This is a genomic window from Burkholderia sp. F1, from assembly GCF_050813845.1.
GTDB lineage: Bacteria > Pseudomonadota > Gammaproteobacteria > Burkholderiales > Burkholderiaceae > Burkholderia > Burkholderia ubonensis.
The window spans coordinates 1336020-1360076 of sequence record NZ_CP172421.1 but is presented as its reverse complement, the minus strand read 5'-3'; the positions used below and the strand labels follow the sequence as shown (position 1 = coordinate 1360076).

At 70.0% G+C, this 24057-nt stretch carries 16 protein-coding genes and 1 riboswitch; of the genes, 8 read left to right on the top strand and 8 right to left on the bottom strand.

Going from position 1 to position 24057, the window contains the following annotated elements; translation table 11 throughout:
- The first annotated feature begins 335 nt into the window (after positions 1–335).
- Positions 336–2057, top strand: coding sequence for a methyl-accepting chemotaxis protein (locus ACFIMZ_RS06580; RefSeq protein WP_431821918.1), 1722 nt, complete (start codon positions 336–338; stop codon positions 2055–2057).
- 49 nt (positions 2058–2106) lie between these two features.
- Here the strand turns inward: ACFIMZ_RS06580 and ACFIMZ_RS06575 are convergent, their stop codons facing one another.
- From ACFIMZ_RS06575 to ACFIMZ_RS06565, 3 genes are all read right to left on the bottom strand, one after another.
- Entirely contained in the window at positions 2107–2895 is a 789-nt protein-coding gene (locus tag ACFIMZ_RS06575) for a molybdopterin-dependent oxidoreductase (RefSeq protein WP_431821917.1), read from the bottom strand.
- A gap of 27 nt (positions 2896–2922) precedes the next feature.
- A complete protein-coding gene (locus ACFIMZ_RS06570; protein ID WP_431821916.1) occupies positions 2923–3555 on the bottom strand; it encodes a cytochrome b/b6 domain-containing protein in 633 nt (210 codons plus the stop codon).
- Between the two features lie 105 nt (positions 3556–3660).
- A complete protein-coding gene (locus ACFIMZ_RS06565; protein ID WP_431821915.1) occupies positions 3661–3927 on the bottom strand; it encodes a pentapeptide MXKDX repeat protein in 267 nt (88 codons plus the stop codon).
- Between the two features lie 259 nt (positions 3928–4186).
- A riboswitch (TPP riboswitch) is annotated at positions 4187–4304 on the top strand.
- 75 nt (positions 4305–4379) lie between these two features.
- Here ACFIMZ_RS06565 and thiC point away from each other — a divergent pair.
- The 5 genes from thiC (at position 4380) to ACFIMZ_RS06540 (ending at position 9921) form a co-directional block, all read left to right on the top strand.
- Entirely contained in the window at positions 4380–6311 is a 1932-nt protein-coding gene (gene thiC, locus ACFIMZ_RS06560) for a phosphomethylpyrimidine synthase ThiC (protein WP_431821914.1), read from the top strand.
- Between the two features lie 217 nt (positions 6312–6528).
- Positions 6529–6741 (top strand): glycine zipper 2TM domain-containing protein, encoded by a 213-nt coding sequence (locus ACFIMZ_RS06555; protein WP_084901875.1) that lies wholly within the window; start codon positions 6529–6531, stop codon positions 6739–6741.
- Positions 6742–7010: 269 nt separating this feature from the next.
- Positions 7011–7259, top strand: coding sequence for a hypothetical protein (locus ACFIMZ_RS06550; protein ID WP_431821913.1), 249 nt, complete (start codon positions 7011–7013; stop codon positions 7257–7259).
- Positions 7260–7379: 120 nt separating this feature from the next.
- Positions 7380–8294 carry a DMT family transporter gene (locus tag ACFIMZ_RS06545; RefSeq protein WP_431821912.1) on the top strand — a complete coding sequence of 305 codons (915 nt, stop codon included), beginning with the start codon at positions 7380–7382 and terminating at the stop codon, positions 8292–8294.
- A gap of 346 nt (positions 8295–8640) precedes the next feature.
- A complete protein-coding gene (locus ACFIMZ_RS06540; protein WP_431821911.1) occupies positions 8641–9921 on the top strand; it encodes an EAL domain-containing protein in 1281 nt (426 codons plus the stop codon).
- Positions 9922–9930: 9 nt separating this feature from the next.
- Here the strand turns inward: ACFIMZ_RS06540 and arfB are convergent, their stop codons facing one another.
- The 4 genes from arfB to recC are packed head-to-tail and all read right to left on the bottom strand — an operon-like array spanning position 9931 to position 19578.
- A complete protein-coding gene (gene arfB, locus ACFIMZ_RS06535; RefSeq protein WP_431821910.1) occupies positions 9931–10335 on the bottom strand; it encodes an alternative ribosome rescue aminoacyl-tRNA hydrolase ArfB in 405 nt (134 codons plus the stop codon).
- On the bottom strand, positions 10332–12539 hold the full coding sequence (locus ACFIMZ_RS06530) for an AAA family ATPase (protein ID WP_431821909.1): 2208 nt from the start codon (positions 12537–12539) through the stop codon (positions 10332–10334). The genes arfB and ACFIMZ_RS06530 overlap by 4 nt, the downstream gene beginning before the upstream one ends.
- Entirely contained in the window at positions 12536–16243 is a 3708-nt protein-coding gene (recB, locus tag ACFIMZ_RS06525; protein WP_431821908.1) for an exodeoxyribonuclease V subunit beta, read from the bottom strand. The genes ACFIMZ_RS06530 and recB overlap by 4 nt, the downstream gene beginning before the upstream one ends.
- Positions 16240–19578, bottom strand: a complete 3339-nt coding sequence (gene recC / locus ACFIMZ_RS06520; protein WP_431821907.1) for an exodeoxyribonuclease V subunit gamma — start codon at positions 19576–19578, stop codon at positions 16240–16242. The genes recB and recC overlap by 4 nt, the downstream gene beginning before the upstream one ends.
- A 180-nt stretch (positions 19579–19758) precedes the next feature.
- Between recC and ACFIMZ_RS06515 the strand changes: the two genes are divergently transcribed.
- Positions 19759–22050 (top strand): FUSC family protein, encoded by a 2292-nt coding sequence (locus ACFIMZ_RS06515; RefSeq protein ID WP_431821906.1) that lies wholly within the window; start codon positions 19759–19761, stop codon positions 22048–22050.
- 296 nt (positions 22051–22346) lie between these two features.
- Complete coding sequence (locus tag ACFIMZ_RS06510) at positions 22347–23714, top strand: amino acid permease (RefSeq protein WP_431821905.1); 1368 nt, start codon at positions 22347–22349, stop codon at positions 23712–23714.
- Between the two features lie 71 nt (positions 23715–23785).
- Here ACFIMZ_RS06510 and ACFIMZ_RS06505 read toward each other — a convergent pair whose 3' ends face one another.
- Entirely contained in the window at positions 23786–23950 is a 165-nt protein-coding gene (locus ACFIMZ_RS06505) for a hypothetical protein (protein WP_088500533.1), read from the bottom strand.
- Positions 23951–24057 lie beyond the last annotated feature (107 nt).

The following is a 24057-nucleotide window of genomic DNA, read 5'->3' as shown; positions in this document are numbered from 1 at the left end:
GACATGACAGTGCGAACGGCGACGAAGTGGACCGGACGAGCCGGCGACAGAGGGACAAAAAAACGTGCGCACCGCTGCGGCCGCGCACGTTCGGCATTATGGCACCAAGGATTCGAAAGCCGTTTGGGTGCTGTCTGAAAGGCGGTTGACTGACGTTTTCTCGCGACATCGATTATTTGATCCCGTTGGTTCATTTTTCCTAATGTACCGATTCGCGCTGCCGTATACCCGGCCATCAACCCTGCCTGCGTGATGGGATTTCAGCTTAATAGTCTGAAGAATACACCGATGCGGGCATGGGACTTGACGGGTTTTCTCTCACATGGGTAGCGGGTATGAACAAGCTGACAGGCACCATCAAGCTCAAGATCGCGATTGCATTCGGCGCTTGCGTGATCGTGATGATCGCGATCGGGCTGGAAGGAATACGGGGGCTCGCGACGCTGAGTTCCGACATGAGTTCGATGTACACGGACAGCACGGTGCCGATCGAGGACCTGGCGAGCACCCAGGCGGGTGCGCTGCAGATGCGCCTGAACCTGGAGCGGCTGGTCGCGACGCATGACGCGGCCGAGGTGAAGACCATCGCCGAGCGCATGCGCGAGCGCGAGAAGAAGGTGCTGGCCGCGTGGAACGACTACTACCCGGCGAAGGTGACGGCCGCCGACGAGCGCAGGCTCGCGGACCGCATCGCCGGCCAGCTCGGCGATTTCCGCGCGCTCGCGTCGACCGCGCTCGGCGCGGCCGAATCGGGCAACGCCGACGCGACGGCGGCGGCGGTCGACAAGCTCCGCCCGCTCGGCACCGCGCTCGCCGACAGCATCGACGAGGACATCACGATCAACGCGAAGCAGGTCAAGGACGCGGCCGACCAGGGCAACGACACGTCCCATACGCTGATGTGGGCGTCGCTCGGCACCCTCGCGATCGGCGTGGCTGCCGCGATCGGCGCCTGGCTGTATCTGCAGCGCGCGATCACGCAGCCGCTCGGCGCCGCGATGAACACCGCGCAGCGCATCGCCGAAGGCCATCTCGAGAACGCGATCGAGATCCGCTCGAACGACGAGTTCGGCCGCCTGCTGGTCGCGCTGCGCCAGATGGACACGCATCTCGCTGACATCGTGCGCGGGATCAAGGCGTCGAGCGAATCGATCTCGGTCGCGTCGGGCGAGATCGCGGCCGGCAACATGGACCTGTCGTCGCGCACCGAGGAACAGGCCGCGTCGCTCGAGGAAACCGCCGCGAGCATGGAAGAGCTGACCGCGACGGTCAAGCAGAACTCGGAAAACGCGCGCCAGGCGACGACGCTCGCGACCAATGCGTCGGAGGTCGCCGACAACGGCAGCGAGGTCGTGCAGCGGATGCTCGTGACGATGACCGAGATCAGCGCGAGCTCGTCGAAAATCGCCGACATCACGGGGCTGATCGAAAGCATCGCATTCCAGACCAACATCCTCGCGCTGAACGCCGCGGTCGAGGCCGCGCGCGCCGGCGAACAGGGCCGCGGCTTCGCGGTCGTCGCGGGCGAGGTGCGCAGCCTCGCGCAGCGCGCGTCGAGCGCCGCGAAGGAAATCAAGGAGCTGATCCAGCACTCGGTCGAGACGGTCCGCGACGGCTCGGCGCAGGCGGAAGCGGTCGGCCGCACGATGGGCAACGTGCAGCAGGCGATCCGCCGCGTCGCCGACATCAACGCGGAGATCTCGGCCGCGTCCGACGAGCAGAGCCGCGGGATCGAGCAGGTCAACATCGCGGTCAGCCAGATGGACGAAGTCACGCAGCAGAACGCGGCGCTCGTTGAACAGGCGTCCGCCGCCGCGCAATCGCTCGAACAGCAGGCCGGGCAGCAGAAGCGCGCGGTCGCGGTGTTCAAGCTCGCCGACCGCGGCGTGGCCGCGCCGGCCGCGGCAATCAAGACGCCCGCTCCCGCACCGCGCGCACCGGCTCCGCGTCCGGTCGCGCCGCGCGTCGTCACCCGCCCGGCGCCCGCACCCATGGCTGCGTCAGCCGCACCGGCGCTCGCCTCGGCAGGCGGCGCGGACGACTGGGAAACCTTCTGACCCGCGCACGTCGCGCCCCGCGCGCCGTGCGCCGGCCGGCGCGCGGCGCTTACGACCCGCCGAACCAGTTGTACCCCTGGTCGACCCAGTACCCGCCCGGATACGTGTTGGTCACGAAGATTTCCATGATGTGCTTCGGGTTCTTGTAGCCGAGCTTGGTCGGCATCCGCAGCTTCATCGGAAAGCCGAATTCGGGCGGCAGGCGACGTCCGTCGTACTCGAACGTCAGCAGCGTCTGCGGATGCAGCGCGGTCGGCATGTCGATGCTCTCGTAGTAATCGTCCGCGCATTTGAAGCCGACGTACTTCGCGCTCGTATCCGCGCCGACGCGCGCGAGGAACGCGCCGAACGGCGTGCCGCCCCAGCGCCCGATCGCGCTCCATCCTTCGACGCAGATGTGCCGCGTGATCTGCTCCGCATGCGGCAGCGCATAGAGTTCGTCGAGCGTCCACACGCGCTTGCCGCTCACGCGGCCGGACAGCGCGAGCCGGTATGTCGCCGCATCGACGTGCGGCACCTCGTCGATCCCGTAGTACGCGTTGAACGGGAACGGCCGCGTCAGGTCCGCTTCGGTATAGGTCGGCGCGAGCCGGTCCGGGCTGAACAGCCATGCCTGCACGCGGTCGTTCATCCGCGACACCTTCTCGAGAAACGTGTTGACCGACGCATCGTCCTGCAGCGTGCAGCCGGACAGCATCGCGAGGCCGCCGAGCGTCAGGATGCGGCGATTGAACAGGCGCCGCGACGGCATCGCGAGCTCACGCCGCACGTCGAGCGCGAGCGACTGCCGGTCGAGCGTCCAGCGCGCACGCGCGCGCGTGTCTTCGGGTTCGGACATGATGATCTCCTTGGACGCGCGGGTCGCTCAGCGGCCGCGCAGCATCGCGAGCAGCGAACGCGGCACCAGCAGCGCCATCGCGACGTGCACGACGACGAACGCGACCAGCACCGACATCGCCCAGAAATGCACGACGCGCGCGTTGTCGTAGCCGCCGAGCAGCGTGCGCAGCAGCGGAAACTGCACCGATTTCCAGATCACGAGACCGGACAGCACCAGCACCACGAGATCGATGATCGCGGTCAGATAGGCCGCGCGCTGCACCGCGTTGTAGACGCTCAGGTCGTCGTGCGACAGCTTGCCGTGCAGCGCGGCGCGCAAGTCGCGCCACACGTCGGCCGGCGTGACCGGCCAGAACTTGCGCGCGATGCGTCCGGTCGCGATCGCCATCGTCAGGTAGAAAACCCCGTTGCCCGCGAGCAGCCACATCGCCGCGAAATGCCATTGCAACGCACCGCCGAGCCAGCCGCCCAGCGTGATGCCGTGCGGGAACACGAACGGCGGATAGATCGGCGACGCATCGTAGATGCGCCAGCCGGACAGCACCATCACGATCGCAGCGAGCGCGTTGAGCCAGTGGCTCACGCGCACCCACCGCGGGTGGATCGAGCGCGCGGGCGGCGTCGCGGCCGCGGGCCCGGTGGCGCGAACGGTTTGCATGATGACGACTCCTCCAGTGGCGCGGCTGCCGCGCCGACCGGGCGGCGTCCGCTGTCGCGAACGCATGACCGGGCGGGCGGCACAAGCCGCGCGCGAACCATCCCGTCAGTTGGACGGGCTCATCTTGTCGTCCTGCTTCTGCTTGCCCATCTCGTTGTGCGACATGCCGCCCTTCTTCATCGCGTCTTTCTTCATCGCGTGCTTCTTCATGCCGTCCTTTTGCATCCCTTCGTCCTTCGACATCGCTTCGTGGCCCATCGCGTCCTTCGACATCGGCGCCTGATCCTTCGACATCGCATCGTTCTGCGCATAAGCGCCCGTCACCGCGAACGCGAGGCCGGCGACGCAGGCTGCCATCAGTGCTTTTTTCATGACATCACTCCAGTACATGGGTTTAAGGAGCCGAATAGACGGACGACGCGGCGCCATATGACAGGCCGTCGCGAAATTTTTTTTTTCGCGACGCGCGCAGCCGCGCGATGCTGCGCTGCGCCGTCGTGTCCGCGCGGCCGTCGCCCCGTGCGCGGCGCGCGCCGTGCCGCCGGTACGCGCCGCACGATGCTGCGGCCGTCTATCCGGCACGGATCTGTCCCCGGTTGAAACCGCCGCGAAGCCGGTGTATCGTGTGCGCTTGCTAACGCGGGGGTCCTGCAATGCGCTCGGTCAAGAAACCGGCAATTGCGGGTGAGAAATACCCTTTGAACCTGATCTGGATAATGCCAGCGCAGGGAAGCGTACGGGCTTCGCCGCCATCCTTCTGACGAAACCCGCCGCCTCACGAATCTCGTCTCCTGCTTAGCTAGCGCCCCACATCAGGAGATCGCATGAACGCCAATCCGAAGTTTCTGTCCGCCGACGCGCACGTCGACGCTGCTGCCGTCGCGCCGCTGCCGAATTCGCGCAAGATTTACGTGACGGGGTCGCAGCCCGACATCCGCGTGCCGATGCGCGAGATCACGCAGTCCGACACGCCGACCGGCTTCGGCGGCGAAAAGAATCCGCCGATCTACGTTTACGATACGTCGGGTCCGTACACGGATCCAGAAGCAAAGATCGACATCCGCGCGGGCCTGCCCGCGCTGCGCCAGCGCTGGATCGAAGCGCGCGGCGACACCGAGACGCTGTCGGGCCTCACGAGCGACTACGGCCGCGAACGCGCGGCCGACCCGGCCACGGCCGACCTGCGCTTCCCGGGCCTGCATCGCCATCCGCGCCGCGCGCAAGTCGGCAAGAACGTCACGCAGATGCACTATGCGCGCCGGGGCATCATCACGCCGGAAATGGAATACATCGCGATCCGCGAGAACCAGCGCCGCGCCGAGTACCTCGAAAGCCTGAAGGCGAGCGGCCCGAACGGCGCGAAGCTCGCCGCGATGATGGGCCGCCAGCACCCGGGCCAGGCGTTCGGCGCCGCGGCATTCGGCCCCAATGCGCTCACCGAGATCACGCCGGAATTCGTGCGCTCGGAAGTGGCGTGCGGCCGCGCGATCATCCCCGCGAACATCAACCACCCGGAATCCGAGCCGATGATCATCGGCCGCAACTTCCTCGTGAAGATCAACGCGAACATCGGCAACTCGGCCGTCACGTCGTCGATCGGCGAGGAAGTCGACAAGATGACGTGGGCGATCCGCTGGGGCGGCGACACGGTGATGGACCTGTCGACCGGCAAGCACATCCACGAAACGCGCGAGTGGATCATCCGCAACAGCCCGGTGCCGATCGGCACGGTGCCGATCTACCAGGCGCTGGAAAAGGTCAACGGCAAGGCCGAGGACCTGACCTGGGAAATCTTCCGCGACACGCTGATCGAGCAGGCAGAGCAAGGCGTCGACTACTTCACGATCCACGCGGGCGTGCGCCTGCAGTACGTGCCGCTCACCGCGAACCGGATGACGGGCATCGTGTCGCGCGGCGGCTCGATCATGGCGAAGTGGTGCCTCGCGCATCACAAGGAAAGCTTCCTGTACGAGCACTTCGAAGAGATCTGCGAAATCATGAAGGCGTACGACGTGAGCTTCTCGCTCGGCGACGGCCTGCGCCCCGGCTCGATCTACGACGCGAACGACGAAGCGCAGCTCGGCGAGCTGAAGACGCTCGGCGAGCTCACGCAGATCGCGTGGAAGCATGACGTGCAGGTGATGATCGAAGGTCCGGGCCACGTGCCGATGCAGCTGATCAAGGAAAACATGGATCTGCAGCTCGACTGGTGCAAGGAAGCGCCGTTCTACACGCTCGGGCCGCTGACGACCGACATCGCGCCGGGCTACGACCACATCACGTCGGGCATCGGCGCCGCGATGATCGGCTGGTTCGGCACCGCGATGCTGTGCTACGTGACGCCGAAGGAGCACCTCGGCCTGCCGAACAAGGACGACGTGAAGGAAGGCATCATCACGTACAAGCTCGCCGCGCACGCCGCGGATCTCGCGAAGGGCCACCCGGGCGCGCAGGTGCGCGACAACGCGCTGTCGAAGGCGCGCTTCGAGTTCCGCTGGGAAGACCAGTTCAACCTCGGCCTCGATCCGGACAAGGCGCGCGAATTCCACGACGAAACGCTGCCGAAGGATTCGGCGAAGGTCGCGCACTTCTGCTCGATGTGCGGCCCGCACTTCTGCTCGATGAAGATCACGCAGGACGTGCGCGAGTTTGCAGCGCAGCAAGGCGTGTCCGAAACCGAAGCGCTGAAGAAAGGGATGGAGGTCAAGGCCGTCGAGTTCGTCAAGACCGGTGCCGAGATCTATCACCGGCAATAAGCGTCAGATCGCTTCACGATGCACAAAGCCCGCTTTCGAGCGGGCTTTTTTGCGTCTGCCGCATGCGTGCCGGAACCCGGGGAAACAAATCATTACGAAAGCGCGAACGCTCTAACAAGTCCTTACAGCAGCCGGACAGGCCAGCGCGTAGATTGGGTTCATGCGTGGCCACCGATCGGTCGCGCGTCCTCCGTTCACAACATCAAGGACAACGATCATGAACTCGATCCGGCGTATTGGGGTGTGCGCACTGCTGGTCGCGACGATGGCCAGCCTGTCGGCGTGCGACTCGATGACCACCCGTCAGCGCAACACGGCAATCGGCGCAGGCGTCGGCGGCGTCGCCGGTGCGGCGATCGGCGGCAATGCACTGTCGACCCTCGGCGGCGCGGCGGTCGGCGGCATCATCGGCAACCAGGTCGGCAAGTAATCCGGCGGCGTCCTCGCGGGACGCGAGGCCGAACCAGACAGACGGCGCTATCCGCAGACGGGAAGCGCCGTTTTCGCATGTGCGCCGGCGACGGGTGCCGCGTGGAAGACGGTCCGATGCGGAGTACGTAGCATCTTGCGCAATGCGACGGCCGCGGCGGTCCCCGTAGCGGTCCCCGAAATGATCCGTTACCGTTTTGCACACCGTGTCACGGACATGCAGCCTAAGCTAAAGCATCGGCGCTTCACCCGCCTCGCCGGGGAGACATCATGACCAGAACCTTCGTCGCAGCGGCGCTCGCGTGCGCGTCTCTCGCCGGCTGCTATTACCCGTACGGCTACTATCCGTCCGGCTATTACGCGGCGGCGCCCGTCCAGACCGCGCCGGTGTATGTCGAGCCCGCGCCCGCCTACTATTATCCGGCGCCTGCCTATGCGCCGGCCTGGGGCGGCTGGTGGGGGCCGGCGGTGTCGCTCAATTTCGGCTTCGGCGGGCGCGGCGGCTGGCATCACCACTGACGGCCGCATTCCGCCGCCGATCTACCGTTTCTTGTCATTTCATCCGATCGTGAAACGTCGGCCGGGATGCGCGGTGTAAGATGCAGCGCATCCCCCTCCCTGCCCTCCGCGTCACGACCGATGTCACCCAAAAATGCCTGCCTGCTGACCGTGCTCGCCGCCCTGTGGGGCGCGTCGTTCCTGTTCATCCGAATCGGCGTCACCGAGTTCGGCGTCGCGCCGCTGATGGTGCTGCGTGTCGGCATCGGCGCGCTGTTCCTGCTCGGGCTCGCGCTGACGCGTCTTGCGCCCGCCACGCTCGGCGCGCAACTGCGCCGCCATGCGTGGCCGCTGTTCGTCGTCGGCGCGCTCAACTCCGGCGCGCCGTTTTGCCTGTTCGCGTTCGCCGAGCTCACGCTGTCGGCCGGCGTGACGTCGGTGATCAATGCGACGACGCCGCTGTGGGGCGCGCTCGTCGCGTACGTGTGGCTGAAGGACAAGCTGTCGCTGCCGCGCGCGCTCGGCCTCGTGATCGGCTTCGCCGGCGTGCTCACGCTCGTCTGGGACCAGGTTGCGAGCGCGCACGGCGGCGCCGGCGCGAGCGCGACCGCGCTCGCCGCGGCCGCGGCGCTCGGCGCGACGCTGCTGTACGGCATCGCGGCCAACTACACGAAGCGCAAGCTGAGCGGCGTCGACCCGCTCGTCAACGCGACCGGCAGCATGATCGGCTCGACGGTGCTGCTGCTGCCGTTCGCGATCGCGACCTGGCCGGCCGCGCCGGTCGGCGCGCACGCGTGGGGCGCCGTCCTCGGCCTCGGCATCGCGTGCACGGGCATCGCGTATTTCATCTTCTTCTACCTGATCGCGCACGTCGGGCCGGCCCGCGCGATCACCGTGACGTTCGTGATCCCGGTGTTCGGCCTGTTGTGGGGCGCGCTGTTCCTCGGCGAACACGTGTCGGCCGTGATGCTCGAGGGCTGCGCGATCGTGCTCGCCGGCACGGCGCTCGCGACCGGCGTGATCAAGCGGCTGCCGGGCATGCGACCGGCGACCTGACGAGCGCGCGGGCGTCGGCCTGGCGCGATGCCCGCCCGGACGCGAACCGGACGCGCCCGCATGGGCGCGCTTTTTTTTGGGGCGTTTGCGCCGCATCTCCCGCATCACGCGCTTTCGTTGATCCACGTCGATGCCTCCGCGCGCCTCCCCACCGGACCGGGCTGTACGCGGCGAGCGTGTGGAGTTACCCTGATACGCCGACCGGGCGTATCCCGCTACACTCAGAACACCTATCCGCAGGAGGCGGCCAAGATGGACCTCGCTCTACCGCGCCTGCCTGCGCGCGCGGCCGCTTCGGCGGCGCGCCGCGACACTGCGTTGCCATTCGTCCCCGGGCGCCGCTGACATGCCGCAGACCCATGCCCTTTCACTCGAATCCGTGCTCGAGCGCCTTACGCCGACGCCCAGCGGCTGGGTGACCGACTATCGCGGCGTGACGCTGCGCAGCGCGTTCCAGCCGGTGCTGTCGATCACGCACAAGCGCGTCGTCGGCTATGAGGCGCTGCTGCGCGGCGCCGATGCGAACGGCGAGACGCTGTCGCCCGGCGCCCTGTTCGACAAGGCGCGCGACGATGCCGACGCGCTGCTGCTCGACCGGCTCGCCCGCTGCCTGCACACCGCCAATTTCGTCGCGCAAGGCATCGGCGACGGCTGGCTGTTCCTGAACGTGACGCCGCGCGTACTCGATTCGGGCCTCGTGCAGCGCGAGTTCGTCGAGTTGCTGTGCACGCATTTCGCGTTGCCGCCGAACCGCGTCGTGCTCGAGGTCGTCGAGCAGCCGTCGCGCGACGAAGCCGCGCTCGCCCGCACGATCGACATGATCCAGCACCGCGACTTCCTGATCGCGATCGACGATTTCGGCACCGGCTTCTCGAATTTCGACCGGGTGTGGCGCGCGAAGCCCGACATCGTCAAGCTCGACCGCTCGCTCGTCGAGCGCGCGACCTGGTCCGCCGAGGACCGCCGCATCATGCATCACCTCGTGTCGATGCTGCACCAGGCCGGTGCGATGGTTCTCGCGGAAGGCGTCGAGAGCGACGACGCGCTGCAGGCGCTGATGGAAGCGGATATCGATTTCGTGCAGGGCTTCCAGTTCGGCCAGCCCGACCCGTCGATCGCCCGCGCGAGCGCGGCGGCGCCCGCGTTGCTCGATGCCGCGTGGAAGCGCTTCATCGCCCGCCGCCACGCGCAGCCGAGCGCCCCGCAGCCGGGCTTCGATGCGATCGAGCGGCTCGTGCTCGCCGGCGCGGCCGCGTTCGCGGCGAGCGACGACCTGCGCACCGCCGCACAGCGCGTGCTCGTGATGCCGTCGGCGCGCCGCGTGTTCGTCACGAACGAGATCGGCGAACAGTTCCTGCCGTCGGTCAGCGCGCAGCCCGACGAGCGCAATCCGGTCACCACACGCCTTGCGCCGCTCTTCCCGGAAACGCACAGCAACTGGTCGCGGCGCCCGTACTTCCAGCGCGCGATCGCCGCACCGGGCCGCGTCGCGCTGATGGGGCCGCACTTCTCGCTGACGGAAGGCCGCGATTGCTATACGGCCGCCGTCGCGACCCGCGTGCACGATCGGCTCGTCGTGTTCTGCGTCGACTTCGTGCTCGACAGCGCGGGCACGATCATGCGCTGACGGCGCGCGTCAATCCTCGATCTTCCCCCGCCCGGACTTCACGACGCTGCGGCGCGCCTTGTGCTCCAGCCGCCGCTCTTTCGACGCGCGCGTCGGCCGGGTCGCGACGCGCGCGCGCGGCGTGACGGCGACGCTGCGAATCAACGCGTCGAGCCGCGCCAGCGCGGCTTCCCGGTTCCGCTCCTGGGTCCGGTGCTCCTGCGACTTGATCACGACGACGCCGTCGCGCGTGATGCGCTGGTCCGACAGCGCGAGCAGCCGCTCCTTGAGCAGCGGCGGCAGCGACGACGCGCGGATGTCGAAGCGCAGGTGAATCGCGCTCGACACCTTGTTGACGTTCTGTCCGCCCGCGCCCTGCGCACGCACCGCGGTCCATTCGATCCCGGCCGGATCGAGCGTATAGCGGATCATCATCGCGACGCCTCCCTGGCGCGCCGCGCGAGCGCCTCGGCGATGCGCGCCGACAGCCCCGAATCGCGCTGCGTGCGCGTCGCGATCGCCTGCGCGAGCATGCGGCGCCCGCCGATCACCTGCACGCGCGTGCGCGCCCGCGTCACCGCCGTGTAGACCAGCTCGCGCGTCAGCACGCGGCCGAACGTCGCCGGCAGCACGAGCGCGGCTTCGTCGAATTCCGAGCCTTGCGACTTGTGAACGGTCAGCGCGAACGCGGTCTCGTGCGGCGGCAGCGCGGCCGGCGACACGGCGCGCGCGGTGCCGTCCGCCCGCTTGAACCACACGCGCAGCACGCCCTGCGCGTCGGGCAGCGCGATGCCGATGTCGCCGTTGAACAGCCCGAGCGCATAGTCGTTGCGCGTCACCATGATCGGCCGCCCGGTGAACCAGTGCGCGCCGACCGCGAGCGGCACGCGCGCGGCGCGGCGCACGTGCGACGCCACGAGCGCATTGACGTGTTCGGCGCCGCGCGCCCCGCCACGCGTCGCGCACAGGATCCGGAAGCGGTTGAGCGCGTCGAACAGCGGCAACGGGTCCGGCGCGGCGGCGGCGAGCGCATCCTGCAACGCGTCCAGATAGGCGGAAAAGCGCCGCGCGAGCCGCTCGACGGTCATCGCGGCGAGCGCGTCGCCGGCATCTTCGTGGAACGATGCGGCGGCCGCGTCGCTCGCCGGCAGCGCGTCGAGCGCCTCCTGCACGGCGCCGCGACGTATCGCCAGCGACAGGCGGCCGATCGGCGAATCGAGCCCGAAACGGTAATTGCGCTCGAGCCACACGACGCAATCCGCGAGCGGCGCCGGTGTGGTTGCTTCAGCGGCCTCGACGTCCTCCGGCGCAACAGGGATCGCGCGCTGCGCGGCCCCGGCATCGAGCGGCGGCAACGCGGCCGCATCGAGCCACAACAGTTCGTCAGCCTCGATCCACGCGGGCCCGTCGTCATCGGCGGCGCCTGCGGCTTCGTCGGCCGGAGGCGCCGCCGCAACCGCGGGGGCTTCGTCATCGAACAGCGACGCCTGGCGGGGGGCGGCCGGGGGTGGCGCGACCGGCGTGCGCCGGATCGCAACCGCCGCCGTGGCTGCGTCCGGCTCGGCATCGGCCGGCGTCGGCAGCGCCGCGACGAACACCGCTTCGTCGATGCCGAGCGCCTGCGCGATGCGCGCGCACGCTGCCGCACTGAACGACGGCCGCGCGCTCAGTTCGGCGAACACGGCGCCCGCCTCGACCGCGGCAAGCTGGTCCTTGTCGCCGAGCAGCACGAGCCGCGCGCCCGGTGCGAGCGCGTCGAGCAGATGCGCGGCCAGCGCGACGTCGATCATCGACGCTTCGTCGACGACGATCAGGTCGTAGGGCAGCGGGTTGTCGCGATGATGGCGGAACCCTGCCGCCCCGCCGCCGCCCAGCAGGCGGTGCAGCGTGTACGACGTGTTCGGCAGGCGCGCGGCGAGTTCGGGCGGCAGGTCGCCGGCCCGTGCGTGCAGCGCTTCCTGCATCCGTTGCGCGGCCTTGCCGGTCGGCGCGGCCAGCGCGATGCGCAGGCCGGGATGCGCGTCGAGCAGGCACGCGAGCACGCCGACGACGGTGGTCGTCTTGCCGGTGCCGGGACCGCCGCTGACGATCGTTACGCGGCCCGTCAGCGCAACGATCGCCGCGACGCGCTGCCAGTCGGTTTCGCCGGTCGCCGGCCCGAAGTAGCGGGCGAGGCGCTCGCGCAGCACGTCGGGCGCCGGCGCATCGTCGGCCGCCACCGCGCCCGCCTGCGCGACGAGCGCTTCGGCGAGCCGCCGTTCGTACGCGAAATAGCGCGCGAGGTAGAGACGGTCGTGCCGATCGACGATCAGCGGGCGCTCCTCGCCGCGCTCGAGCGCGCCGAACGCGGCGACGCCGCTCGCCGCGAGCGCGGCGCGCACGTCGGCGAGCGGTTCGTCGTAACGCTGCGCGAGCGCGCCGAGCGACACGCACACGTGTCCGCCCGCGGTCGCGCGGCTGGCCGCGAACGCGGCGCGCGCGGCCCAGCGCGCCGCCACGGCCGGCGCGCCCGCGCGGCGCGCGAGATCGCCGATCCGGCGCGCGAACCCTTCCGCGAGCGCAATGCCGAAATCCGCGGGCTCGGGCAGGCGCGCGACGAGGCCGCCGGTGAACTCGAGCGTATCGTCGGGCGTGCTCATGCGCGGCCTCCTTCCATCATCCGGTCGAGCGCGTCGACGAGCTCGCGCGCGGGCCGCCGCGCATGCACGCCGGCCGGCGCGCCGCCGCTGCGCCAGCCGGGCCGCACGCCGCGCACGAACAGGTACAGGTAGCCCGCGATATGCGTGTCGTAGTCGTAGTCGCGCAGCCGGCCGCGCAGGTAGCGATGCAGCGCGACCGTGTAGAGCAGCGCCTGCAGGTGATACGCGTGATCGGCCATCGCCGCTTCGAGCGCGCGCGAGCCGTAGGCATCCGGCGTATTGCCGAGATGGTTCGACTTCCAGTCGACGATCCAGAATCGGCCGTCATGTTCGACGATCATGTCGATGAAACCCTTGATATAGCCGGCGAGCACGCTCGCATCCAGCGCGACGTCCGGATACCCGTGCGCGACCAGCAGCCGGCGCAGCGCGGTCAGGTCCAGCGACGGCGCAGCGAACAGGAAGCCCATCTCGTTGAGCCGCCTGGCCGGATCGAGCTCGGCCAGCCGCATGCCCGGCACGAGCTCCGTGCGCACGACGTCGTCGACGAGCCGCGCCATCATTGCAGGCAGCCGCCCGCCGAGCTCGGGCTCGGCCTCGACGGGCCGGTCGTGCAGCGCGCCGAGCGCGGCCGCGTGCCACGATCCCGGATCGGTGAAATCGCTCAGTTCGAACAGGCGGTGCAGGCACTCGCCGGCCGCCGCGCCACGCGGAAACACGAGGATGTCGTCGTCGGGCGGCGCGGCCTCCGGCCACGCATCGCCCGGATCGTCATCCGGCGCCAGCGCCGCGAGCGCATCGTGATCGGGCCGCAGGTCGTCTTCCGGCACGGCCGCGACGCCCGCCTCCTCGCGCGCCATCGACGCCGTCAGCGAACTGAAGCTCGCCATCCGCCACGCGTCCCGCAGCAAGCGCGACGCCAGGCGCGCCGCCAGCGCCTCGTTCGCGTCGTGACCGGCCGCAAGCCGCTCGCGGCGCTCGGGCACCGGCAGCGGCGCGACGCTCACGGAGCCGTCCGCGAGCGCGCGCCACGCCTGTTCGAGCGCCGCATCGTCGGGCGGCTCGTCGAGCCACGCGTCGAACGACCCGCCGCCGCCGGCCACGAGCCAATTGAGCACGCTGCGCCGCGATTCGCGCGTCGAGCGCGACGACAGGTACGGCCCCGCGACGAGATAGCAGCGATAGACCGCACGCGTAAGCGCCACGTAGACGAGCCGCGCGCGCTCCGCCGCCTGCTCGCGCAACGCCTGTCGCGCCGCATGCTCGGCGGCCTCGTCGTCGCAGCCGTAGTGCAGCACCGCATCGCCCGCTTCGTCATGATATTCGCGCGCGTCCGGCAACCCGGACGCGAACGGTTCGCGCAGCGCGCCGTCGTTCAGGAACGGGCAGAACACGATCGCGTATTCGAGCCCCTTCGATTTGTGCACGGTCACGATCTGGACGAGGTTGCGGTCGGATTCGAGGCGCAGCTGCGCGTCCTCGCCGCCGCCGTCGAGCCGTTGCGCGGCCAGCCAGCGCAGCGTCGGCGCGATGCCCGGCTGCGCCGTCGCGCGCGCCTGCGTCAGCTCGGCCAGATGGTTCACGTCCGTCACGCGGCGCTCGCCGTCGGCGCCCGCCATCAGCCGCTCGGCGATCCGCAGCTCGCGCGTGAACGTGCGCCACATCACCGCGAAGCCGCGTTCGCGCCATAGCAGGCGGTAGCGCGAAAAGCGCTCGACCCAGCTCATCGCATCGGCGCCGCCCGCGGCGGCATCCGCGCCGGGCGCGTCATCGCCGCCCTGCTCCATCCGCCACAGCGCGTCCGCGTCGAGGCCGAACCAGTCCGACGCCAGCGCCGCGCGCAGCCGCCGCAGGTCGCCCGGCGCATCGATCGCCGCGAGCACGCGCTCGAGCTGCTCGGCGTCGCCGGTCGAGAACACCGATGCCTGCGCGAGCTCGACGCTGCCGATCCCCCATCTCGCGAGCTCGCGCTTCACGAGGCTGCCCTGCTTGTGCGTCTGCACCAGCACCGCGATGTCGCCCGGCGACAGCGGCGTGTCGCCGAGCCGCACGCGGCCGTCGCGCGCGCCGCGCATCAACCGGGCGATCTCGGCCGCGCACGCCTGCGCGGCATACGCTTGCGCGTCGCGCTTCACCCACACGTCGTCGCCGCCCGGCAGCGTCCAGATCCGGAAGTCGCCCGCCGGGCCCGCATCCGTCTCGTCGGCCAGCGGCGCGCGCACGCGCGTGCCCGCGCGCACCGGGTAGTAGTCGAGCCCGTCGAGCACGAACGCGCGCGGGTTCGACAGGAAGAAGCGGTTGCACGCATCGACGATCGCCGGCGTCGAGCGCTGGTTGACCGCGAGCGTGTAGCACGCGCTCGCCCGCGCGCGCGCGGCCAGATACGTATGCAGATCCGCCGCGCGGAAACTGTAGATCGCCTGCTTCGGATCGCCCACCAGGAACAGCGGCCCGCCGGGCGCGAAGATCCGGTCGAAGATCGCGAACTGCAGCGGATCGGTATCCTGGAACTCGTCGATCAGCGCGGCCGGATAGCGCGCGCGCAGCGTGTCGGCGAGCCACGGATGCTCGTGCAGCGCGTGATACAGGTTCGCGAGCAGATCGTCGAACGACACGATGCGCCGCGTGCGCTTGCGCTCGGCCAGCTCGCGCGGCGCATCGTCGAGCCAGGCGGCGATGAGCGCGAGCCAGCGCGCGCGCTGCACGGCCTCGGCCGCAGCCACCGCCGCGTCGAGCGCGTCCGCGATCTCGAAGAACGGATGCTCGGGCGTCGCGCCGCCCTTCTTCGTCGCCTTGACGAGCGCCGTGCGCGTCAGCTTCAGCGCGGCCTTCGGCAGCGCGGCCGTCGCATCGGCCTGCGCGAAATGCGCGGCCCATGCGTCGAGCGCATCGGCGATCGCCTCCGGCTTGTGCGAGCGCTGGTTGAGCGCCGGCTGCGCGGCGCGCAGCAATGCGTCGAGCGCGTCGCGCTCGGCCGCCCACATCCGGGCCGCCTCCGCGAAACATTCCGCCGCGGCCGCTTCCGCCGTTTCGTCCGGCTCCGCGACGCCGTCCCAGCGCAACGCGGCGAGCGGCTTCTTCAGCCGGCGCGCGAGCTGCGCGTCGAGCGCGGCCGGCCCCGCGCCCGATTCGACGAGCCATGCGGCGAAGCCCGGCCAGCGCGCCGCCATCGGTTCGACGCGGGTGCGCCAGAAATCCGCCGCGAGCTCGAAGCGCAGCGCCGCATCGTCGGCCTGCATCTCGAACGCGAACGGCATCGCGGCCGCGAACGGCGCTTCCTGCAGCGCGCGCTGGCAGAACGCGTGAATCGTGTGAATCGCCGCCTGGTCGAATGCGCGCAGCGCGCGCCGGATCCGCTTCGCCGCCGTCTCGGGATCGAGCAAGCCGCCGTCGCCGAGCGTCGTGTCGACGAGCCGCGCGACGAACGGATCGCCGCCGTCGTCGCCGGTGTCGAGCGCATGCGCGAGCTGCGCGAGCCGGCCGCGGATGCGCTCGTGCAGTTCCGCGGTCGCGGCCTTCGTGAAGGTCACGACGAGAATCTGGTCCGCGCCGAGATCCTTCTCGAGCAGCAGGCGCACGTACAGCGCGCAGATGTTCCAGGTCTTGCCGGTGCCCGCCGACGCCTCGATCTGGTTGACGCCGTCCAGCGGACATGCGAACACGTCGAGCTCGAGCGACGCGTGCGGATGCGATGCGCCGCTCATGCCGCCTCCCTCAGGTGTTCGACGAGCGGCTCGAACACGAGCCGCGCGAGCGTGCCGAACGGCTCGTCGAGCGACGGGTTCGCGCCGCGCCAGGCGATCGCGAGCGCGGGATCGTCGGCTTCGCTCACGACCCGGTCGTTGATCCAGACGCTTGCCGCCTTCGCTTCGCTATCGGTCACCCGGGCCCACGCGCTGCGCGGAAAGAAGCGCAGCGGCATGCGCCGGCCGGCCCTGAACAGCGCGGCGAGCGGCGCGAGGCGCTCGAGCGGCGCCGCGACGGGCGTCAGCTCGAACGCGCCGCCGCTGCCGAACCACAGCGTGCGGCGCGGCCCGTCCGGTACGGCCGCGCAGTAGACGAGATGCGCGAGCCATGCGGACAGATAATCCCGCGCGCTCGGCCGCGCATAGCGGAAGATGACCTGCCCCGCGGCCGTCACGCGATTCAGCGTGCCGTGCAGCGCGAGCGGCGCGGCCGCCGCGTCGCGCGACAGCGCCGCGTCGAACGGGCCGAACAGCGCCTGCTCCGTCGCGGGCCACGCCGGCGCGACCTCGATCGAGAACGGCAGGCGTTCGGCGCCGTCGGCGAGCGCCTGCCGCACGTTCGTCGCCAGTTGCGTCAGCGAGCCGAGCGCCTGGTCGCGCCACACGGCCCCGGTCGCGCCGCCCGGCAGCTCCGGGCTCGCGTCCGCGATCCGCACCGCATGGTCGTGCGCGCGCGCGTCGCCCGATTCGATCAAGAGCGGCAGCACGCGCTCGGCGAGCGCGTCGCTGCCCGCGTAGTCGAGCGCGAACGGCTCGGTGTCGAGCAGTTCGGCCTGCGCGTCCGCGAGCACGATGCCGAGGCGCTCGCGCAGCAGCGCGCGCGCCGGGTGACGCCAGAAGCGCTCGAAGTCCGCGAACGCGACCGGCTCGACGGGCTCGGCCGGCAGCGGCTGCGCAAAGAACGCCGTGGCGCGCGCGCCGTCGCGCGACGGCTCGGCGGCCAGCAGCGCGGCGAGCGACGCCCGTTCCGCGTCATAGGAAAACAGCGGGCCTTCCGGCCGGAAATACGCGGCGGCGAACGGCTGCAGCGGATGCTCGACGAGGAACGCGCGGCGCGCGGCGTCGACCGCGTCCGGCGCGGCGTCGGGACCGGCCGCGACGAGCGCGAGATGGTCGAGCAGCTCGTCGACGAGCGCGGCCGGCGGCAACGGCGCGTTGTCGCGGATGCTGCGCCCCGTGTAGGCGATCATCAGCCGGTCGCGCGCGCCGAGCACCAGGTCGAGGAACAGGTTGCGTTCGTCGTCGCGCCGCTGCCGGTCGCCGAGCTTCGGCCGCACCCCCATCAGGTCGAACTCGTCCGCACGCGCGAGGCTCGGCAACACGCCGTCGTCCATCCCGAGCAGGCACACGATCCGGTACGGCAGCCCGCGCAGGCTCGTCAGCGACGAGAACGTCACGCCGCCCCACGGCACCCCGCCGCGGGCGGGATCGTCGAGCGCGGCGGCCAGCCCCGCACGCACGACGGCAGCGGGCAGCCGTTGTTCGGGCGCGCCCTCCGCCATCGCCGCGAGCATCGCGTCGAGCGCGTCACGCACGCCCGCGAGCGCGTCGGCGTAAGCGGCGCCGGAATCGAAGAAGCGCGCGAGCGTGTCGGCGAACAGCTCGCTCCACGCGCGCGGCGCGTGCGGCTCCGACACCCGCCGCGCGAACCCGTCGAGATCGTCGGTGAAGCGCGCGAGACGGCCGAGCAGTTCGGCCTCGCTGCCGGTCGCGGCCTCGATCGGCAGCCAGCCGCCGACCGGCGCCGCGCCGTCCGGCATCGCGTAGCCGAGAAACAGGCGTGCGAGCGCATCCGAGAACGTATGGCGCGGCGACGGCACCATCGCGTCGTCGCTGGCTTGCGGCGCGAGCCCGCGGCGCGCGCCGGCGGCCGCGAGCCAGGTCTGCACGGTTTCGAGCGCGGCCGCGTCGATGCCGTAGCGCGCGGCCACCGCATCGACGCGCAGCCATTCGACCAGCTCCGGCGCGCCGACCTGCCGTTCGGGCAGCGCGAGCCAGTCGAGCAGCACGCGCGCGACCGGGTTCGCCTGCGACGGCGGCAGGCCGGAAATCCGGTATGGGATGCGCGCGGTGCCGGCGCCGGCCGTGCCGAACACCGCGTCGATCAGCGGCCCCGCCGCGGCGAGATCGGCCACCGCGACCAGCACGTCGGACGGCCGCAGGCTGTCGTCCGCGTCGAACCATGCGAGCAGGCGGTCGTGCAGCACTTCGAGCTGGCGCGCGAGACTGTGGCACACGTGCACCTCGATGCCATGTTCGGCCGGCGGCTCGCCGAGCTCCGCCTCGGACTGCAGGTCGAGGATCGCGTTCTGGATCCGCGCGAGCCACGTCGGCGCGGGATTGCCGACGTAGCGCGACGCGTCGCTCGACGCCGCGCTTTCGGTCAGCTCGTGCAGCATGTGCAGCTGCGCCTGCGTCTGGCGGCCCCATTCGGCGAGCAGCGGATGCCCGACTTCCTGGTAGTCGAGCCGCCCCGCCGCGTCGAGCGCCTCGGCATGCGCGGCGGTGACGATGTCGAACCAGAATTCGCGGCACGGATTGAGCGCGTAGATGCGCACGTCGATCCACCGCGACAGCTCGCGCAGCAGCGCGACGTGCAGCGGCGGCATCGTCGGCAGCGCGAACACGCTGACCGATTCCGGCCAGTCCGCGCGCGCGACGGTGTCGAGATCGAGATGCCGCGCGTCGCCGAGGAAGCGATGCGCGGGCGGCATGCCGCTGTCGCTCAGCTCCGCGAGCAGCGCGCGCCACAGCGCCGCCTGCCAGCGCTCGTCGTCGCGCGCCGCGTCGCTGATCCCGCGCGGCGCGCCGTCACCCGCGAGCACCGACTCGCCCGCCTGCCACGCGGCGAGCCATTCGGGACGATAGGTCAGGTAGTGATCGAGGACCGTCGCGACGCGCTGCGCGAGCTCGTAGCGCATCGCGTCGTCGGACGCGGACAGATACCCGGCGAGCCGCGGCGACGCGAGCCACGGCGCATCGCCGCTCGCCTGCGCGAGCAGCCGGTAGCAGCGCCACACGAGGCGGTCGGGCGCGAACGGCGAACGCGCCGGCACCGTCATCACGCGGCCGATCTGCGCCCACAGCCACTGCGCGAGATAGGTGAACTCGACGTTCGCGCACACGCCGTGGCGCTCGGCGATGTCGAGCTCGAGACGGCGGCGCAGCGCCGCGCTCGGCACGATGATCTGCTGAGGCGCCCACGGCGCGTTGCGGGCCGGGAACGCGGCCAGGTCGTCGAGCAGCGCGTCGGCCAGCGTTTCGTGACGGTTCGAATAGAAGAGATGGAGCATCAAGCAAGCATTGGAGCGTCGCGCCGGCCGGGCCGGACGAACAGAAGCACCAAGGATAGCAAAGGGGCGCCGCAAAGCGTATCTGCCGAACGGCCAGGGGCTTGGGCCGCGCGAAATACGATAGACTCGTCGCCAGTCCCGATGCCGCCCTGGCGTCGTCGTCAGCCATTCCGCCCATCGATGCGCTATTCCGTCGAAATCAGAAAGTTTCTTTACAGCCAGTATTTTTTCGGTGGCCTGCGAATCGCGATCGGCGTGTCGCTGCCGGCCGTGCTGTGCCTGATCGTGTTCCACAACCGCGAGATCGGCTTCACGATCTCGACCGGCGCGCTCGGCGCCTGCGTCGTCGACATGCCGGGCCCGCTCAAGTACAAGCACAACGAAATGCTCGCGTGCAGCGTGATCGGCTTTCTCGCCGCGCTCGCGACGGGCCTCGCGACGCCCAACATCTTCGCGCTGTGGCTGACGATCGTGCCGCTCACGTTCGTGCTGTCGCTGATCGTCGTGTACGGCAACCGCTGGCCGCAGATCAGCTTCGCGACGCTGTTCATGATGGTGATGACGCTCGAGGAGAAGCTCACGCCGCTGCAGGCGTTCGTCAACGCGGGCTGGATTCTCGCGGGCGGCCTCTGGTACACGTATTGGGCCACCGTCGTGTCGCGCTGGCAGGCGCGCCGGATCGAGCAGCAGGCGCTCGCCGAGAGCCTGTTCGCGTGCGCCGACTACCTGCTCGCGCGCGCGGCATTCTACGACCTCGACGCCGATCTCGACGAGTGCTATCGCAACCTGGTCGCGAAACAGATCACCGCGGTCGAGACGCAGGAAACCGCGCGCGACATCGTGCTGCGCAACCTGCCGAAGCTGCGGCGCGGCAAGCTCGACCCGGGCCGCGTGACGATGTACAACCTGTTCATCAACAGCGTCGACCTGCATGAGCTGTTCGTCGGTGCGCACACCGACTACCCGCTCGTGCGCAACACGTTCGGCGGCTCGGACCTGATCATCTTCTACCGCGACCTGATCCGCAAGGCGGCCATCGACCTCGAGCAGATCGGCCTCGCCGTGCTCGAGAACCGCGCACCGCATTCGCGGATCAGCGTGAAGGCCGAACTGCGCGCGATCGAGTACGAGATCGAGCTGATGCGCAAGAAGAACTTCCCGACCACCAACGCCGAAGCTTACGCGGCGGTGCTCGCGACATTCCGGCGCATCTGGAGCGCGACGCGCCTGATCGACCGGATGCGCCGCAACCTGTCGGGCCGCGCCGATCCGCAGCAGACCGAACTGCGGATCGACAAGGCGCTCACGCGCTTCCTGCAGCGCCGCCAGGTGTCGCCGCTCCTGATCTTCTCGAACCTGAACATGCGCTCGCCGAGCTTCCGCCACGCACTGCGCGTGACGATCGCGGTCGCGGTCGGCTTCTGGCTCGGGCGGCTCCTGCCGCTCACCAACGCGTACTGGATCGTGATGACGACCATCATCATCCTGAAGCCCGGCTATTCGCTGACCAAGCAGCGCAACACGGCGCGTATCGTCGGCACGCTGATCGGCTGCGCGGCGAGCCTCGCGCTGATCTACACGATCCAGTCGCCGCACCTGCTGATCGCGATCATGTTCGGCTCGATGGTGATGAGCTACAGCCTGCTGCTGTTCAACTACGCGGCGAGCGTCGTGTTCACGTCGGCATACGTGCTGCTGATGTTCCACCTGCTCGCGCCGGGCAACATGGCGATCATCGGCGAGCGCGCGATCGACACCGTGGTCGGCTGCATGATCGCGATCGCCGCGAGCCGGCTGTTCCCGTACTGGGAATACCGGCTGATGGGCAAGCAGGTCGCCGACATGCTGACGGCCACCCGCAAGTACTTCCAGGCCGCGTGGCGCGCCGGGCGCGGCACGTCCGCGCCGGCGGTGCCGACCGCCGACGGCGCGGCCGTCGTGCCGGTCGTAGCTGCGGCGGTCGAGACGCCGGCCGCCGGCCTCGACGACGATTACCCGTACCGCCTCGCCCGCAAGGACGTGCACATTGCGTTCGCGAACCTCGGCCAGGCGTTCCAGCGGATGATGATCGAGCCGAAGGCGCACCAGCGCTTCGTGCCGGAGCTGAACGACCTGCTCGTGCAGACGCACGTGCTCGGCGCGCAGATCACGGCCGCCGCGCCGCTGATCCGCAACGCGTGCGCGGCCGAGCCGGGCGCAAGCCACGGCGACACGCTCGAGCGCGGGCTCACCGCGATCCTCGAGAACCTCGAGAAGGCCGAGGCCGGCGAACCGCCGCCCGCGCACCAGCTCGAGGCCTCCAAGCAGATCACGCGCGAGCTCGACGCGATGGTGGTCGCCGCCGAGCAGTCCGACGCGGTCGGCGCGGAGCTCACGCACGACCTGAAGGTGCTCGCGCACCAGTGCAAGCAGATGCTCGCGTCGTCGCTGCTGATCCGCAAGGATGCGAGCATCATCCGCCTGCCCGCGTAGCGCGCCAGGTTGCCGATGACGCACCCGCGCACCGCCGCAAGGACAGGCGCGCCGCCGGCGGCTTGCCGGCGTCGTGACCGTCCGGCCCCATGCCCGCCGATGCGCGACGCGCCCGGCGCGCCGCCGCGCGTGCCGCTCGGCGCTTGCGCGCGCCGCGCCAGTCAGGGATTTCCCGATTCCGGGCAACCCGCACGGCTTGGTATCATTCGTCCGACCTCAAGTTGTATAGACAACTTGATTCCGATCGAACCGGCCCCGCTCGCCCGGTTCGTCGCATAAACAATCTCGGAGACTCGATGAAGAACTTGCAGCGCCACCTGAGCGCGCGGCACATCCGCTTTCTCGCGCTGGGCTCGGCGATCGGCACCGGCCTCTTCTACGGCTCGGCGTCCGCGATCCAGCTCGCGGGCCCGGCGGTGATCCTGGCTTATATCCTCGGCGGCGCGGCCGTCTACATGGTGATGCGCGCGCTCGGCGAGATGGCCGTGCGCGAGCCCGTCGCCGGCTCGTTCGGCCACTACGCGACCGAGAACCTCGGCCCGTTCGCGGGCTTCGTCACCGGCTGGACCTACACGCTCGAAATGGTGATCGTCGCGATCGCGGACATCACCGCGTTCGGCATCTACATGGGCTTCTGGTTTCCGGGCGTGCCGCAGTGGATCTGGGTGCTCGCGGTCGTGACGATCATCTGCGGGCTCAACCTGTGCCACGTGAAGGTGTTCGGCGAGCTCGAGTTCTGGCTGTCGATCATCAAGGTCGGCGCGATCGTCGCGATGATCGGCGGCGGCGTCGCGATCCTCGCGACCGGCATGCGCATCGGCCATGCGGCCGACGCGCCGTCGTTCGCGAACCTGTGGAATCACGGCGGCTTCCTGCCGAACGGCATCGGCGGGCTCGTCGCGTCGCTGTCGGTCGTGATCTTCGCGTATGGCGGCATCGAGGTGATCGGGATGAGCGCCGGCGAGGCGAAGGACCCGGAGCGCGTGATCCCGCGCGCGATCAACGCGGTGCCGGCGCGGATCCTGCTGTTCTACGTGCTGACGATGGTCGTGCTGATGTCGATCAGCCCGTGGACGACCGTCGGCAACGACGGCAGCCCGTTCGTGCAGATCTTCTCCGCGCTCGGCGTGAAATCGGCGGCGACGATCCTCAACCTCGTCGTGATCAGCGCGGCGATCTCGGCGATCAACAGCGACATCTTCGGCGCGGGCCGCATGATGTTCGGGATGGCCCGGCAAGGCCAGGCGCCGCGCGTGCTGACGAAGACGTCGCGGCACGGGGTGCCGTGGGTCACGGTGCTCGTGATGGCCGGCGCGCTGTTCGTCGGCGTGCTGCTCAACTACCTGATGCCGAAGGACGTGTTCCTGATGGTCGCGGCGATCGCGACGTTCGCAACGGTTTGGGTGTGGCTGATGATCCTGCTGTCGCAGGTCGCGATGCGGCGGCGCCTGTCGGCCGCGGAAGTCGCGGCGCTGAAGTTCAAGGTGCCGCTGTGGCCGGTCGCGCCGGCGCTGACGATCGCGTTCATGGGCTTCGTGATCGCGATGCTCGGCTGGTTCGAGGACACCCGCATCGCGCTGTATGTCGGCGCCGTCTGGCTCGTGCTGCTCGCGGCGGTCTTCTTCGTGCGGCTCCGTCCGAGATTCGCCCCTGCGTCACGTTGACACACGGTTGATGCACGGTTGACGCACACACGCGGCGCCCTGCTTCGGCGGGCGCCGCGCGCCGCGCGGCGTCAGTGCGCGGCCGACGCGCTCGACGCCACGGCCGGGTGCGCGTCGTCGTACGCGCGCTTCTCCGAGATCGCGTTATAGAGGATCGTGCCGATCACGAGCAGCACGGCCACGACGATCAGGATGCTCACATTGCGTACAGGGTTCTTCTTGCGCTGATCGCTCATAGTCCGGCCCGGCTCCGTCAAATTCATCGAAGCGGGCATTCTACGCGCTTGCGCGCGCGTTGCCGCGCATTTCCCCGCTCCCCCCGCCGCCCGTCCTTCCACGCGCC

Excerpts from the sequence above, each read along its gene's own strand:
- ACFIMZ_RS06580 (WP_431821918.1), top strand. The coding sequence starts at position 336 with ATGAACAAGCTGACAGGCACCATCAAGCTCAAGATCGCGATTGCATTC.
- ACFIMZ_RS06575 (WP_431821917.1), bottom strand. The coding sequence starts at position 2,895 with ATGTCCGAACCCGAAGACACGCGCGCGCGTGCGCGCTGGACGCTCGAC.
- ACFIMZ_RS06570 (WP_431821916.1), bottom strand. The coding sequence starts at position 3,555 with ATGCAAACCGTTCGCGCCACCGGGCCCGCGGCCGCGACGCCGCCCGCG.
- ACFIMZ_RS06565 (WP_431821915.1), bottom strand. The coding sequence starts at position 3,927 with ATGAAAAAAGCACTGATGGCAGCCTGCGTCGCCGGCCTCGCGTTCGCG.
- thiC (WP_431821914.1), top strand. The coding sequence starts at position 4,380 with ATGAACGCCAATCCGAAGTTTCTGTCCGCCGACGCGCACGTCGACGCT.
- ACFIMZ_RS06555 (WP_084901875.1), top strand. The coding sequence starts at position 6,529 with ATGAACTCGATCCGGCGTATTGGGGTGTGCGCACTGCTGGTCGCGACG.
- ACFIMZ_RS06550 (WP_431821913.1), top strand. The coding sequence starts at position 7,011 with ATGACCAGAACCTTCGTCGCAGCGGCGCTCGCGTGCGCGTCTCTCGCC.
- ACFIMZ_RS06545 (WP_431821912.1), top strand. The coding sequence starts at position 7,380 with ATGTCACCCAAAAATGCCTGCCTGCTGACCGTGCTCGCCGCCCTGTGG.
- ACFIMZ_RS06540 (WP_431821911.1), top strand. The coding sequence starts at position 8,641 with ATGCCGCAGACCCATGCCCTTTCACTCGAATCCGTGCTCGAGCGCCTT.
- arfB (WP_431821910.1), bottom strand. The coding sequence starts at position 10,335 with ATGATGATCCGCTATACGCTCGATCCGGCCGGGATCGAATGGACCGCG.
- ACFIMZ_RS06530 (WP_431821909.1), bottom strand. The coding sequence starts at position 12,539 with ATGAGCACGCCCGACGATACGCTCGAGTTCACCGGCGGCCTCGTCGCG.
- recB (WP_431821908.1), bottom strand. The coding sequence starts at position 16,243 with ATGAGCGGCGCATCGCATCCGCACGCGTCGCTCGAGCTCGACGTGTTC.
- recC (WP_431821907.1), bottom strand. The coding sequence starts at position 19,578 with ATGCTCCATCTCTTCTATTCGAACCGTCACGAAACGCTGGCCGACGCG.
- ACFIMZ_RS06515 (WP_431821906.1), top strand. The coding sequence starts at position 19,759 with ATGCGCTATTCCGTCGAAATCAGAAAGTTTCTTTACAGCCAGTATTTT.
- ACFIMZ_RS06510 (WP_431821905.1), top strand. The coding sequence starts at position 22,347 with ATGAAGAACTTGCAGCGCCACCTGAGCGCGCGGCACATCCGCTTTCTC.
- ACFIMZ_RS06505 (WP_088500533.1), bottom strand. The coding sequence starts at position 23,950 with ATGAGCGATCAGCGCAAGAAGAACCCTGTACGCAATGTGAGCATCCTG.